9 protein-coding genes are annotated in these 14663 nt (G+C 59.1%); 1 reads left to right on the top strand and 8 read right to left on the bottom strand.

Going from position 1 to position 14663, the window contains the following annotated elements:
• Positions 1 to 26 precede the first annotated feature (26 nt).
• The 5 genes from ACMHLQ_RS16610 to ACMHLQ_RS16590 form a co-directional block, all read right to left on the bottom strand.
• Complete coding sequence (locus ACMHLQ_RS16610; RefSeq protein ID WP_415401809.1) at positions 27 to 1862, bottom strand: glycosyltransferase; 1836 nt, start codon at positions 1860 to 1862, stop codon at positions 27 to 29.
• Entirely contained in the window at positions 1859 to 3382 is a 1524-nt protein-coding gene (locus tag ACMHLQ_RS16605; RefSeq protein ID WP_415401808.1) for a hypothetical protein, read from the bottom strand. The genes ACMHLQ_RS16610 and ACMHLQ_RS16605 overlap by 4 nt, the downstream gene beginning before the upstream one ends.
• A 108-nt stretch (positions 3383 to 3490) precedes the next feature.
• Positions 3491 to 4711, bottom strand: coding sequence for an NAD-dependent epimerase/dehydratase family protein (locus ACMHLQ_RS16600; RefSeq protein ID WP_415401807.1), 1221 nt, complete (start codon positions 4709 to 4711; stop codon positions 3491 to 3493).
• A gap of 151 nt (positions 4712 to 4862) precedes the next feature.
• Positions 4863 to 7319: an ATP-binding protein gene (locus ACMHLQ_RS16595; protein WP_415401806.1), complete on the bottom strand. Its 2457-nt coding sequence runs from the start codon at positions 7317 to 7319 to the stop codon at positions 4863 to 4865.
• Between the two features lie 118 nt (positions 7320 to 7437).
• Positions 7438 to 7890, bottom strand: a complete 453-nt coding sequence (locus ACMHLQ_RS16590) for a molybdopterin-dependent oxidoreductase (protein WP_415401805.1) — start codon at positions 7888 to 7890, stop codon at positions 7438 to 7440.
• A gap of 198 nt (positions 7891 to 8088) precedes the next feature.
• Between ACMHLQ_RS16590 and ACMHLQ_RS16585 the strand changes: the two genes are divergently transcribed.
• Positions 8089 to 8706 (top strand): response regulator, encoded by a 618-nt coding sequence (locus ACMHLQ_RS16585; RefSeq protein ID WP_415401804.1) that lies wholly within the window; start codon positions 8089 to 8091, stop codon positions 8704 to 8706.
• 45 nt (positions 8707 to 8751) lie between these two features.
• On the opposite strand, the gene ACMHLQ_RS16580 is transcribed toward ACMHLQ_RS16585, so the two are convergent.
• The 3 genes from ACMHLQ_RS16580 to ACMHLQ_RS16570 form a co-directional block, all read right to left on the bottom strand.
• Complete coding sequence (locus tag ACMHLQ_RS16580; RefSeq protein ID WP_415401803.1) at positions 8752 to 9420, bottom strand: metallophosphatase domain-containing protein; 669 nt, start codon at positions 9418 to 9420, stop codon at positions 8752 to 8754.
• A 168-nt stretch (positions 9421 to 9588) separates the two neighbouring features.
• A complete protein-coding gene (locus ACMHLQ_RS16575) occupies positions 9589 to 9990 on the bottom strand; it encodes a hypothetical protein (protein WP_415401802.1) in 402 nt (133 codons plus the stop codon).
• Between the two features lie 102 nt (positions 9991 to 10092).
• Positions 10093 to 13413: a M10 family metallopeptidase C-terminal domain-containing protein gene (locus ACMHLQ_RS16570; RefSeq protein ID WP_415405299.1), complete on the bottom strand. Its 3321-nt coding sequence runs from the start codon at positions 13411 to 13413 to the stop codon at positions 10093 to 10095.
• Between the last annotated feature and the right edge of the window lie 1250 nt (positions 13414 to 14663).

The raw sequence follows: 14663 nt of genomic DNA, 5'->3' as shown, positions 1-14663 counted from the left end.
TCAGTTGGGTTTGTGGGATGTGGCTGTCAGGCCACGCGGATTGGTTTGTCCGGCACGATGTCGTGTCGGATCACGCGCTCGAGGTTTTCGGCGCGGATATCGATCAGGATGCTGAGCATGGATTCGAGGGTGAAGTACGCCCGCAGCACGCGGAAAATCAGGTATTCGGGCAGTGCCAGGATGCCGCGCGGCACGCCGTTCAGCAGCGACGCGAACACTGCCATGATCGCGGGCGCGCCCGTGGTCACGGCCACGATGGACTGCCAGACAATCGGGGTATGTGCGTTAAAGGCGAGGCCCCATTCGAGGCCACCAAAGATGATCAGCGGTACCAGCATCGCGCGACGGGCCGAGTTGATCAGCATATAGGGCAGGATCACCTTGCCCCTCAGCGTCATGTTGTTCCCATAGATCAGGTCCCGGCAGCGCGACGAGATATGATAGATCGAGCGGAACCAGCGCATGCGCTGCTCGCGCATATGGCTGTAGGACGACGGTACTTCGGAAATGTAGCGGATCTTGGGATCCACGACCGAATGAAAGCCCAACTCACCGACGCGCAGGGAGATGTCGGTGTCTTCGCCGTTCATGCCTTCGACAAAACCACCAAGGTAACGGGGGTGATGGGTGCGGTAGACCACGAACATGCCCGGGATGCCGACCACGCCGTTCACAGCGCCCATGGCAACCGAGTAAAACCCATGCTTCACCAGCACTTCGAGCAGGCGCGCGCGATCAAACAGGGCGCCGCCCGGTGGCACCGGCACGCCGCCGACAACGCCCACGGCGGGGTCGGTAAAGTAGGGCATGGCGCGCGTGAAGTTGTCCTCGCCCACCAGCGTGTCGGCATCCACACGGACCAGGAACTCGGTCTCGCACGCATCGAGGCCCGCATTCAGCGCGTTGGATTTACCCGGTTTGGGCACGTTGATCACCCGGCCCTTGGCGGCTGTGCAGGCTGCCAGGGTTGCGCGCGCAATCTCTTCGGTGTCGTCGGTCGAGTTGTTGTTCATGATCAGGATGTGCACGTCGCCGCCATAATGCGCTGCGGCGCGGTCCATCGCGTTGATCGTGTCCTTAATGATGTAGGATTCGTTATGGGCGGGCACGATGACCGACACGGGCGGCGTAAACCTCGGCGTTTTGGCCGTCAGCACGTCGTAGATGGCCAGCAGGTAAAGCTGCCCGAACAGCACTGGCAGAAACAGGAACACACCCGGACCGATACCGCCCAGCAACGTCCAGCTGCGCATGACCTCGACCACATATAGCTGCATGCCACCGACCCACATCGCGATACCCGCCGCCACGGCAATCGTGACGCCAAGACGCAGCAAGGCGCGTATCTGGCTGACGGGGATATGTTCGATCCGAATTCGCGCCGGCATGAAGCCGCGTTCAAGCAGCTTGAACGAATAGATCGCGAACCCGAACAGGCCTGAGGCGATGGCACTGAAATGCAGGGAAAAGGACGAGCCGAGCAGGTGATCCGCCAAGGCATTGGCCAGATCGAAAACGGCGCACCCCGCAAGGAAAGTCAGCACCAGATCAAGGCCGAACAGCGCGCGCCGACATATGTCGCCTGAACTGAACGCTGCAAAGGCGAAAAAGAACGAGATCAGGAAGATCCGGATCGCAATGGCGTGCCGCCCGGTATGCGCCGAGAACACGTAATCGCGGTTGGGGAATACCTGCGACACCAGATCGGTGTTCACAATCCAAAGCTGAAGCGTGGCAAGCAGCGTGAACACAGCCAGCATCTTGGGCGCCTGCCAATGCAACACCGGTCCAGCAAAGCGCTTGGGCGCGCTGTCGACCGAGATGTAGTTGATCTGCTCGCGCTTGTCCTCAAGGTCGCTCATCCCTCCGCCTCCGCCGATGTGGGCGTACCCGGGGTGATCAAGAGTGCGACGCCAGTGCGCGGCAACACGACCCCAGGCTGCACTGTCGTGATGGACAGTGGTTGGGGCGTGCTGTATTGCGTTACCAACCATGTGGGTCCAGCGGCAGATAAGGTTGGCGCAGGATGCCCCGTGCTCAACACAGTGATCTGAACCGTGGCCCCTGCCGGTTTGAACGCGACCCCGGCAGGGATCACCTGATCCAGCATGTGGCTGGCGGTGTCTGCATCAATAGCCGTCAGCGCTGCATTCATGGCCACATTGACAACTCCCACGTCGCGCAAAGCGGCGTGCAGGTCTGACATGGCATTTGCAAAGGGCGTGTCACCGGTGATCAGGCGGGACGTGGGCAGCATTTCGGCCACAAGTTCGGGGCCCTGATCACATGCACCGCCACGGGGTACGGATGTCGTTGCGATCACTTCGAGTGTGTTGGCACTGGTTTGAATGTCCGACGGCAGATCAATCAGGGCCTGATACGCCGCCTGCACACCGGTGACATGCTCCTGAAAAATCAGGCGATTGTTGAGCGTCACGGTGAGGACCCAAGAGTGATCCCCCACAAGGCGACCGAACAGCATGCGCAGGTCCAGCTGAGACGGGATATTCTGCCCGCCTGCGCCACCCAACGCGAACCGTTCGCGCCATATGGCCTGCCGATAGAAGCGGCGCAGACCTGCATTGGCACCTGTCTGGGCGAGTGGCCCAAGTGTTTGCGGCTCCGCCTCGACCAACGGAAAGGCTGGCAATGCCGCGCGCAACTCAAGCGTGGTCAACCCGGCCTCTTGCGGCGACGCCACGAACACTGGCGCAAGCCCACGGCGCCGGAACTCGGTCGCCAGAACCAGGCGGCGCAACTGCTCGTCCTGTTTCAGCCAGGCAGGCCACGCGATGCGGACGGCATCGCCCCATGCATGCACGCGATCACGCGCGCTTTGCAGTGGGCGATCCAGCGTCACAAAGACTGCGCTGGTCGTTTCGATCTCGACGACGGCTTGAACACCGTCTTCCGGTCCGCACTGCTGTTGGGGGCCAGTGCCTTGCAGCGAGAAGGAAACGACCAGCTGGTTCCCCGCAAAATCCGACGGTGACAGAGGAATTTGCAGGGAACGTCCCACCTCGCCTGAACGCAGCAGCATCTCGCCCCGGCGGGTGTTGTCGATCGAGATGCGCAGCACCCCTTCCACACCGCCGAGAACCTGAGAGGTCGCATTGATTTGGAGGTATCCAGACGTTGGGCGTGCATCCACCGGCATGGTGAACGCGACGCTCTGGTAGGCGGGAAAACCGGATAGAATGACAGGATGGTCGGGATTGGCGCGCAGGATCATCGCCTTATCCGCATCCTGTGCCATCGGGGCCGCGCGGTGTTCGAACACCAGTTGCGGGCCGGACGCGATTTCGCGGACGTAGCGTTGCCCCTGTTCCAGGATGTTCATTGTCGAAAGCAGGAGGGCAACACCTGCCAAGAGAAATCCCATGAGCCCAATGCCAATCATTCGCATGCTGTTCACCGTGATCTGATGCTGAAGAACCTGAGCGCACCGGCCCCACCTCCAAGCGGGTCCGGCGCGACAGGGTACGAAGGGTCAGGCCGCCTTGCGTGCCTTTGGAGAGACGACGCCGGGGCGCTGCTTGTCCGTCCATGTGGACACGCAAGGGATCATCTTGCGAATGCAGCGGTCGGCGTATTTGGCGGCGATCTGTTGGGTTTCGTCGATCAACCCTTCGGCCAGTGTGATCGGCTTCAGACCCAGAGAGAGAAAGGTCTTGTTCGACACACGGAGGTCATTTTCGGCAGCTTCGTTGCGCGGATTATCCACGTTGGCGATCATCGCGCCGGACACATCGGCCACCAGTTCGGCCAGTGCGCGCACAGAATGCGTTTCGGTCATCTGGTTCAGGATCGCGACCTTGCCGCCATGTGCGGGCGGGTTTTCGACGGCGAGCGCGAGGCATTTCACCGTGTCCTGAATGTGAATGAAGGCGCGGGTCTGACCGCCTGTGCCATGGACAGTCAGCGGGTGCCCGACGACTGCTTGCATCAAAAAGCGGTTGAGCACGGTGCCATAGTCGCCGTCATAATCGAACCGGTTGATCAGGCGTTCGTCCAGCTTGGTCTCGTCCGTCTGGGTGCCCCAGACGATGCCCTGGTGCAGGTCGGTGATGCGCAGCCGGTCGTTCTTGGCATAGAACTGGAACAGCAGTTGATCCATGGATTTGGTCAGGTGATACACGCTGCCCGGGTTGGTCGGGTAGAGAATGTCACGTTTCATGATCTGCTTGTCATCGCCGGGAATATAGACCGGCAGGTAACCTTCGGGAATCTCCAGCCCGTCATCGTCGTAGCCGTAGACACCCATCGTGCCGAGGTGGACAAAGTGCGGATCCAGCCCCAATGCGACCGACGCCGCCAGCAGGTTGTGTGTGCCTGAGATGTTGTTGTCGACGGTATAGCGTTTCTCGGTGGCTCCTTTCATCGAAAAGGGCGCGGCGCGCTGTTCGCCGAAGTGGATGATCGTGTCGGGTTTCAGGGCGTCAAGCAAAGCGGTGACAGCATCAAAATCCCGGGCCACGTCGATGTTTTCAAACGCGATTGTGCGACCCGTCTGTTCGGTCCATGCGGCCAGCCGGTCCTCCATCGATGCGATCGGCGTCAGGCTGTCAGCGCCCAATGCCGCGTCGATGTCACGGCGTGACATGTTATCGACGATGGTGATGCTGTGCCCCAGCCGAGACAGGTGAAGCGCTGTTGGCCAGCCGCAGAATCCGTCGCCACCGACTACGATGATGTTCTTTGCTTGTGTCATGTCTTTGTTCCTTTTGGCGGGTCCCTCCATGCGACCCTGTTCAAGATGAACACAGGTGTAGAGGGCCCGGACGGAACGCGCCGGGGTGCGAGGGTATAGGGTGTAGAGAATTGGAGTGGGTCAGCTATCCGGACGGATAGGGTGGCTCGCCTTAAGTGGCGTCGCTGTCGGGGGCCAGGGCTTTGTCAAAGACAGCCCTGGACGCGGCTGCCCGTGCATCAAGTGTGTCGGCCCAGGTCTGCCGCTTTGTCAAAGTGCCTTCCCGCGCATTCTGTTCCAGCGTGGCCAGCGCATCCTGCAGATCAACTTGCCCAAGCAAAGATGCCGCGCCCTTGGCCTTGTGGGCGGCATCCGCAAGGGCAGTCAGGTCTGGTGTTTCTTGGCCCGTGCGCAGGTCAGCCGAGAAGGTCGCCAGTTCAGACAGGAACCTGTCCGAAATTGTCGCGACCTTGGCCTGGCCAAGCATGTCGATCATCTCGACCAAAGCGTCGGGAAAGTGGGTCGCATCCGGTTTGGACAAGTGGGTCGCGGTGACCTCGGCGATGATGTTGTGCAGGGCCTCGAGCCGGATGGGTTTGGTATGAAACCGGTCCATGCCCGCTTCCACGGCCCGCTCGCGATACTCTTCGCGCCCATGTGCCGTCAGGCCGACGATATGCGTACCGACATTCGGCCCACCACCGCGACGCAGGTGATGGGTTGCCTCGATCCCGTCCATCACCGGCATGCTGATGTCCATCAAGATGATGTCGAAGGCTTCGTCCTTGACCCTGTCCAGGCAATCAGCCCCATTCACCGCCTCGCGCACGTTATGGCCCATGGCGGTCAGCATATCGCTCAAAACACTGCGGTTGATGCTGTTATCCTCGACAATCAGGATGCTGCACGCGCGCGTCGCTTGCGTCTGAGCCTGCTCATCATCTTGGCGCCGCACAGGTTCCGTGCGTCGCAAGGGCACGGTCAGGATGAACACAGACCCGGCGCCTTCGTCACTTTTCAGGGAAACGTCCCCCTCCATCGCCCGCGCAATGCGGCGGGAGATCGACAGGCCCAAACCGTCGCCCCGCGCCTGGCGTCCTTCGCTGCGGGCATGGGCAAAGAAATCCTCGAACACCTGTTCGTGCTGATCGGCGGGAATGCCGATGCCGGTATCTCTCACCTCGAACCGCAGCGAGGATGTCTCCGGGCCATGGATCCCGCTGACGCGCAATGTGATCCCCCCGTCTTCGGTGAACTTGATGGCGTTGCCGATCAGGTTGGTCAGGATCTGGCGAATGCGCCCGGAATCCCCGTGATACGGACCCCGCATCGCGGGTTCCACGTCCAGCCTGATACTCAGGTTCTTTTCCTTGGCCAGAGGGTCGAACATGTCGACCAGTTCTTGCATCAGGTCCGTCAGTGCAAAGTCCTGGAAGGTCAGTTGCAATTCGCCCGTCTCGATCCGCGTGATGTCGAGCGCCTCGTTCACATGTTCCAACAGAACCTCGCTGGAAGACGTTGCAATGCGGGCATAGCGGGCCTGCTGTTCATCCATCGGCGTTGTCTTGAGCAGATCAAGCACACCGAGTATCCCATTCAGCGGCGTGCGCATTTCATGACTCATCACCGTCAGGAACTGTGACTTGGCTTTGTCCGTCCGCTCCGCCCTGTCGCGGGCGTCGATCAGCTTTTGCTCGTTGATCTTGCGGGCGCTGATGTCGCGGATGTAGGCGATGAACTTGACGTCATCACCATCCTGCGCGGTTGTGATGTTCAGCTCGACCGGGAACTCCTCACCACTTTTGCGCAGAGCGGCAAGCTCGACACGACCGGCATCAACGACGCGCGGCTTGCCGGTGTCCAGATACCGCCTCATCCCGTTGTGATGCGCGTCGCGCATCCGGTGAGGAATAAAGGTGTCCTCCATCGTCAGGCCGACGATTTCGTCACGGCTCCAGCCAAAGACACGTTCGGCGGCGGCGTTGAAGTTGGTGACCCGCCCGGTATCGTCCGCCGTGACAATTGCATCCAGCGAGGCGGCCACGGTCGAAGCCAACTGTTTCGAGGATGCGGACAGGGCCGCATCCCTGCGCACGGCACGCTGCAAAAGCTGGTCAAGGCACAGCATCAGGATCGCCATCAGGATCAGCAGCGCAATCGCGATACCTCCGGTCCAGGATAACTGGCTGGCAAACTGCGCCCGCCGTTCCTCGGAACTCTCACCACTCAACCGGACGCCCAACAAGGCAATGTCGCGCACAAAAGGGCGAACCTCGCGCACGAGGCGCTGCATTGTGGCAAGCTCTGCGCCGACCAATGGGCCGGGCGCATCCAGAATAGCGACTGCGTCCTCGGCAAAGGCATTGATCGGTTCGATCAGCGCGGCGGCTTCGGCGCTCTCACCGAAAATCTCTGCCGCCCGCCCTGAATTGATGATGTTCAGACGGCTTAGCGCGATGTCGATACGCAACTGTATTTGTTCGGGGGACCTGCCTTGCGTGGCGATCTGGTCGGTCAGAGCGGCGTCCAGATTCGCAAACTCGGTGTCGATCTGCGAAATGCTCCACTGCATGTTGTCTTCGGCTGCGCGCGACAGGCCTCGCACCTGCGACACGAGATTGATGACCATGACGGCCAACAAGAAAGTCAGCAGGCAGATACCTGCTAACACCGTGAGACGGTAACGGTTCAACCCGGGCTTCAAACGCGACCTCCTGTTTGAGGTCACCGTAAGCACATGCCGCAAGTCAATCCACGACCTTCAAACGGTTGAGTTGCCAGATGCTGAACGCATAGATCGTTTCAGTCCGGTACTTGGGGTCTTGGTCGTAAGGGAACACAACCCAGTACGGCCCCTTGTCTCGCACAGACATCGTTTCGCCGTTCATCCGTGTCGCGATGATGGGCGCGTTGTCTTCGAGTGTCACCAGCGGCATCGCCACCTTGTAGTCGTTCAGTGCCACCATTTCGACGGTCGTCCCCGCGGCGTCGACCTCTGCAAGCAGGGTCTTGAGCGGTACGCCTGAGAAGCTGACCTTGCCATCGGTCCAGATGGTTGTGGTGTCGAATGTCACCTGCTCCATCGCGTCGAGATCAGCCAGGGTGAACTCGGCGGTGCCGGACTCAGAGCTGGATGCCGTTACTTCCAACATCATCGCTGGCTGTGCTGCAGCTGGTGCGATCCAACTCAGCAACAGCATGACCAAAACGGCAAAAGTCCGTGAGTGGTGTCTTCGTGCCATTGATACTTCTCCAAATCCGACATCCATGACTTACAATTCTGGGTTCACCAAGGTCAGTAGAGCATTGGCATAGGCACCTATACCAAAGTATAGTTCCGCCAAGATTTGGTCCGATTTTTTCGTTGCAAACGCATTGAGTGTAAGGAACCTGCGTATATGCCCAATATCCTTTTGGCCGACGACCATGATCTGGTGCGCGACACGATCGCGGCCTATCTGGAAACCGTCGAGGATTTCCAGGTTCAAACCGCCGCCAATCTGGACGGGGCACTGGACGTGATGCGCGGGCTCGATTCCTTCGATCTGCTGATCCTTGACTACAACATGCCGGGGATGGACGGGTTGAATGGGCTTGATCGCGCCCGCAAGGCGTTTCCCGCAACCAAGGTTGCCCTGATGTCCGGCGTCGCGAACCGCGAGGTTGCCAACAAGGCGATGGAGCGCGGCGCAAACGGGTTCATTCCCAAATCGCTGACAGCCGTCTCGCTGGTCAATGCGATCAAGTTTGTCCTGTCTGGAGAGCGTTATTTTCCCTTTGACTTCGGACCGGCTGAGACCGCCGCCACGCCTTCGGGCGCCTTTGCCACCCTGTCGGACCGCGAGATGCAAACGCTGGAACAGCTGTGCATCGGCCTGTCCAACAAGGAAATCGCCCGAAATCTGGGCGTGCAGGAGGTTACGGTAAAGCTGCACGTCAAGAATGTGTTGGCCAAATTGGGCGTTTCCAACCGAACGCAGGCCGCTCTTTTGGCTAAGGAAAAGCACCTGTTCTGAGTGGATATCCGGCCTGTTGAGGGCAGGAAACACGTCGCCAGACACTCAGGTCCGCCAAAACCTTGAGCGGGTGCGCAAGGTCTGCGGCGAAATCTCGAACTCGAAAGGCGGGTTGGCGATTTCGAAGTTGCTGTTGACTGAACTGGCGTTGATGTATGTCACGCCCCTGCGTTTGCGCTGACCGGAACTTGCATGCACGTGGCCAAAGCAGTGAAGCGTCGGCCTCAACGACTTCAACCGCTCTGCGAGATGTGGACAGCCCAACGTCAGCCCGCGGCTTGAAACATCCAGCATTCCGGCCGGCGGTGTATGCGTGATCAAGACGTCGACATCGCCAGGGATTTTCGACCAAGCCATGTGCAGCGCTTGGCTGTTGGCAAAGAACGCGTGCGTGTCGAGGTCGGGAACCCAAGGCGCGCCATGGAACTTGACGCCCTCTATCGTCAGCCCGGTGTCATTCAGAAAAGTCGCATTGCGAAAGGGCTGGTGATGCCCGGTGCGAAGCTGCCGTTCAATGCCCAGGTCGTGATTTCCACCTGTGCATAGGATGTGATCAAACCGCTGGCGGCCAAACCACGCGTCCATTTGTGCAACGGCGCGATCATCTGTTCGAAACAAGCTCTCCATATCGCCACAGTGGATAAGGACGTCGCCGCTGAGACTGCCAAGGTCTTCGTGACGCCCGTGGGTGTCGCTGATGATCACGAGTTTCATGAATGCCGGTTCACCATGGCTGGACTATCACGCCTTTATAAAGGTCAGGCGCGGCATGGCGAGTGCGTTGGTGAGGGTACATACGGGCGACGCACATTGAATTGTCACTTCCCCAGCAGTCGCTTCAACGTACCAAGGCGGTTGACCAAACAAACGGGTTGCGACGTATCAGTACATCGCCGTGTGAAGCGTGATGGAAACTGGCCTGTCAATGTCGAACGTCGCACTGCCCCGCGCAAGCAGCCAGCCGTCCGCGCGCTCCAGACGCACGACGATCTGCAGTGTCGGCGACACGCGCATACGTGAGGGAAGTGCGAGGGAAAACGCGACTGTCTGTAACGTCCCATCGCTGGCGACACTTTTTTGCGCAGCGCTGCGTTGCACTGCACTCTGGCTCGCAGGATCCTCGAGCTGGATGTTTATGCGGCCTTTGGGAATGGTTTTGCCGCTTTCAAATGTGACTTCCCCGCGCAGATCCTTTGCCTGCGCCGCAACCGATTGCGCCACAGCCGCGATCGCCGCTGAGCCAGCGACTGTCAGGAGCGTTCGGCGATTGACCGGGGGCTTCATTTCGCGATCTCCCTCTGCGTTGCCTTGATTACAGGGCGGGTGCATTGCCCGGATTGGCCAGAGCAGGAAGAGGCGCCTCGCCAGCGCCCCTCCCAAGTTGCATCAGATGATAATGAAGTCATCCGCCGAAAGGTCCAGGTTTCTACTCAGTTGCGCGAACTGAATCGCATCACCATCGCCGGAACCATCCGCATCATAGGACAACGTTCCATCATCGGTATCGTAGAGGATGCGGTCGTCGCTATCACGGCTGACGCCAGTCGTGCTCGTGTGAAGCGCGCCAAAGGAAAGCGCACCGTCGCTGCCCAACTCTTCAAAGATGAGGTTATCGAGCAAGATCAGATCCTCGCCGACCGAGAAATCCGTGATCGTATCGACATTGTCACCGCCAAGCTCTGTCGAAAAGCGGAATGAATCCTCGCCCTTGCCGCCTGTCAACGTATCGGCCGCCAATCCGCCATCCAGCAGATCGCTGCCTTTGCCACCGCGCAGTACATCGGCACCGGCCTCGCCAGGCTCGGCGGGGGCTGGTGGGAATTCTACCGACACGTTCAGAGTATATGTCGATCCTTCCGGCACCGTTTCGGCCCAGCCATTTTCCGACGAGTCTGGCGACCAGCTGCCCTGCAGGATGTAGTAGGTGCCCGTTTCCTCAACGACATAGACCGTGCTCGAGTCGCGGGTGGAGGTCGAACCGGGGTCGCCACCGCCATCGTCGTTTTCGGTAACGATCTCGCCACTGCTGTCCAGCAGCCGGACCCAGCTGTCATGCACGTTCGGATCTTCAATGCCATCAATGTCGATCGATAGGATTGTCCCCTCGGCCAGGTCGATACTGTAGTACCCGCCCAAGCCGTTCCCCGTCGCTTCGACAGTCGTATGCAGCACCGTTGTCGAGTCGAAGATATTGGGGTCTTCTTCCAGAGAGAAGTTGTCGGAGATGTCGAATGCCGTCGCGATCGAGTTGTTCGTCGCATCCGGCCCAAGCGTGGCATAGCCCGTGCCCAGGCCCGGCGTTGGCAGCGCATCGCCAGCATAGGCGTAATCGCCCAGCAAGGTGTCATCACCCTCTCCGCCGCGCAGCGTGTCGTCGCCACCCTGCCCGGTCAGCACGTTGGCACCGTCATCCCCCCTCAGCCGGTCGTCAAACCCGGACCCCGAGAGGTTTTCGATCGACACATATGTGTCCCCTTCGGACGTGTCGCGCCGCAGGTTGAGCCTGACACCGCTGGTCGCGTCCGAATAGTCGGCCGTGTCGCTGCCTATGCCGCCATTCAGCACATCGGCGCCCTCCCCGCCTGTCAGCAGGTCATCACCCGCGCCGCCGAACAGCTCGTTGATCTGGTCATCGCCAATCAGCCAGTCATCGTGGAATGACCCAATGACGTTTTCAAAGCCAACTAGGATATCGTTGTCGATTGTCGTGCCGCGGCCCACAATTTGTATCGGCCCATCAGCGTCTCCGCCCGTGGCCGTGCCATTGACGAGGTCCACGGTCACACCGCTCGAGCTGTCTCTGTACACAACCGTATCGATGCCTTCGCCGCCATCGAGATAGTCCTGACCTGCACCACCAATGATCATGTCGTCGCCGCCCTCACCATAGAGGATGTCGCCGTCATTGCCGCCGTCCAGCGTGTCATTGCCATCGCGGCCATTGAACACGTCACCACCGCCCTGACCCCAGAAATAGTTGGCAGCCGACGTTCCAATGAACCGGTCGATGCGGTCGTCGGACCCGATCAGGTTTTCGATATCGTAGAAGGTGTCGCCCGATGCGGTGCCGCCGCTGGCGACATTGGTTTCGAGATTGACGAGCAGTTGGAACGGGCTTTCCTGGCTGTAGTCGACAGTGTCATCGCCATCACCGCCCCGGAAGACGTCGATACCGGCCTGACCGCTCATCATGTCGTCGCCATCACCGCCATCCAGCAGATCGTCGCCTTGACCGCCAAAAATGGTGTCGTTGCCGTCACCGCCATAGAGCGCGTCATTGCCGTCATCGCTCTCGGTCTGATCCTCGAGGTCAGCAACATCAATCGTGTTGTTGATGTCGCGGCTGGCAAGGGAATCCCGACCACCAATGAGAATGTCATCGCCCCCCAGACCGAAGATCGTGTTGTCACCCGCACCCCCATCAATGGTCTCGTCGGTGTCGTCACCCATAAGGATGCTGGTTAGCGTATTGTCACCAGAAGTCGGCGTCGTCTCGCTTTCGTTTTCTTCCGCCTCGACGGTCGAGCCGTCGATGTAGATGATGTTTTCGACATTGGCGATATTGCCCACGTCCAGGTCGCTGGACATCACGATGACCGTATCATTCCCGCCATCCGCCTCTTCGCGCACGATATCATCTGCAGAATCAACAAAGTAGGTGTCGTCGCCACCATTCCCGGCCATGCGGTCGCCGCCGCCACGGCCATCCAGAACGTTGTCCCCGTCATTGCCGATCAGAATGTCGTCATACTGACTGCCGATACCGTTTTCGATGTAGTATTCGGTCTCGTCCGCGTTGTGGCCGGCAAAGATGGACACATTGTTGTTGTGGCCGTTCACGCTCGAAAACTGTCCGGCGCGCATGTCCAGGATCGTCCCGGCGGTCGAGCCGGAGAAATCAATGGTGTCTGTGCCCCCCGTGTCATGGATCACGAAACCAATATCGCGCTGCATACCTGTTGAGGTCAGTTCGTAGCCGTATTTCGAGCTGTTGAACCCATAGACATCGTCGCCGGTGTTGAGGTCAATCGTCTGATAGGTCCGTACGCCATCGTCATCGACGGTGGAGAAGTAGGTGCGGATGACCGCTTCGATATCTGCCATAAGCGGCGTTGACGCCGACCAGCGGGTGTCTTCCCCAACGTCGATCCCGTCGAAATAGGACATGACGGTGTATTGCTGCCGGTCGTAGATCCAGGTCGCGTTGTTGAGATAGTTGATCTGCACGCCACCGGGGCCGCTGTAATTGTAAAGGCCGGGATGGTTCAGGCCGAATTCGTGGCCCAGTTCATGAATGAAGCTGTCGAACACGTAGCCGCCAATGTCGGTCAGATTGGGCTCTGTGTCGTGGAACCGTTGACCGACGCTGATGTAACGGTCACTGGAAAAAGCGCTCCCGTCGCTCGTCTCGCCCAGTTCGGGGCTGACAATCTGCATCCAGTCCGTGTTTTCATCATATGGCGTGTCATCAACAACCACGAACTCGAACGGGGTGACCGATGCCCAAACCTCCAGCGCGCCTATGGCGGATTCCTGGTAATCTGGATGGTTGCTGAGTTCCGAGACATTGATCCTGAGCGGTTCCGCTGCAATCTCGGGCGTCAGGCTGCGGTTCAGCGCTCCGAGATAGTCGAGGTAATCTTCGTAATCCTCGCTTTTTCCAAAGGGATTGTCGGGGGTCTGGTCGTTGACCCACCATGGATCGATGGCGTTGCCCGTATCGAATTGGGCGCTGTTTGAGGTTTCAAGCGAGCCATCCAACACGTCTTCAACGGTCGCATCCTCGGCGTCCGCGTCGTCGTCGTCGGAGCCGGAACTGAAGTTGGGTGTGATAAAATCCCGGTCTTCTTCAAGCGCCGCCGGTTGGGGCACTTGCTGTTCAAGAGATATGGCCTCGACCAAGTTCGCTTGTAGTCCAGTCTTTTGAAAACCTACCTTTTCAAAAGACGTCTCATTTTCGGGGCCGTACCCCAGTTGACACATCATGCACATGTTCAGACTGTCCTTTTTTCAACGTTGCCGGAGTCGTGAGTTCAAGTCGTTGGGGCGAATGAGCGATGGTTTGATGCTCTGTTGCTCGCGTCCAAAACGATTGGTTTGCGTGCAGTGACGCCAGCCAATCGAAGCAGCCTGTGAATCCATATCTTTGAAGGAAACGACGGTGCGGATGCCCAAACCTTCGCGGCATCGAGCGTAGGCGCATGATAGTCAGGCTGAATGTTCAACTCGTGCATGTTCACCCTGATTGACCCTAAACTGAACTGACATGTCAGACATTGACCCAGCGTGTTGTGGTCGCTCAGGACTCCTTCGCAGGTTTCGTGTCGGCCCGTTGGAGTGTTGGGCAATTGATCGTCGAACCACCATTGGTGGTTTGTGTGGTGTGGTGATGACATTTTGTTGAGACTCCCTGTCGGTCAGCCGCAAGCTGTTGCGGCTGTTTTGGTTTGGCAAAGCCAGGTTTCGGCTGGCCGTGCAGGTGCTGGTTCGGAAAAGGGACGATCGTTGAAAAAAGAAACACCTTCATCAATCAAATGCGGTGTTTTGGTATGGTTGCTCTTCTACCTGTGCTTGATTTCTTGGAGATTTACGTATTGATTTCAACAGGAAATACGGAACGTCGGAGTATCGGCAGAATCTGGCTTGGTGGCGGAAGCGTATGGGCGGAACGGCACTCCCACCCTTCGGCACCGGTTTTTGTACGCCGGATACGGCGCCAAAGAGGCGCAGCTGCAGTTGGTCTTGTGGGGCAAGCTGCAAACCGGTTTGCACGGACCGGAACGGCAAACCTTTGAGCATGCACAAAGGCGGGTCTAGTCGGGACATGTAGTCTTGTCTGACCTAGCCGGGCGACCGGTATCGTATGCAGGTGGCGTTGCTGCGTTAGATGCTCGCGCCGTTCATGGCTTGTGTGCCTGTGCCTCACATGCGCAGTGTGCATCGCGCCTACGCCTGCA

It is taken from the genome of Tateyamaria algicola (genome assembly GCF_047715485.1).
GTDB lineage: Bacteria > Pseudomonadota > Alphaproteobacteria > Rhodobacterales > Rhodobacteraceae > Tateyamaria.
Note: the sequence above shows the minus strand (reverse complement) of the source record. Positions and strands in the feature narration are given on the sequence as shown.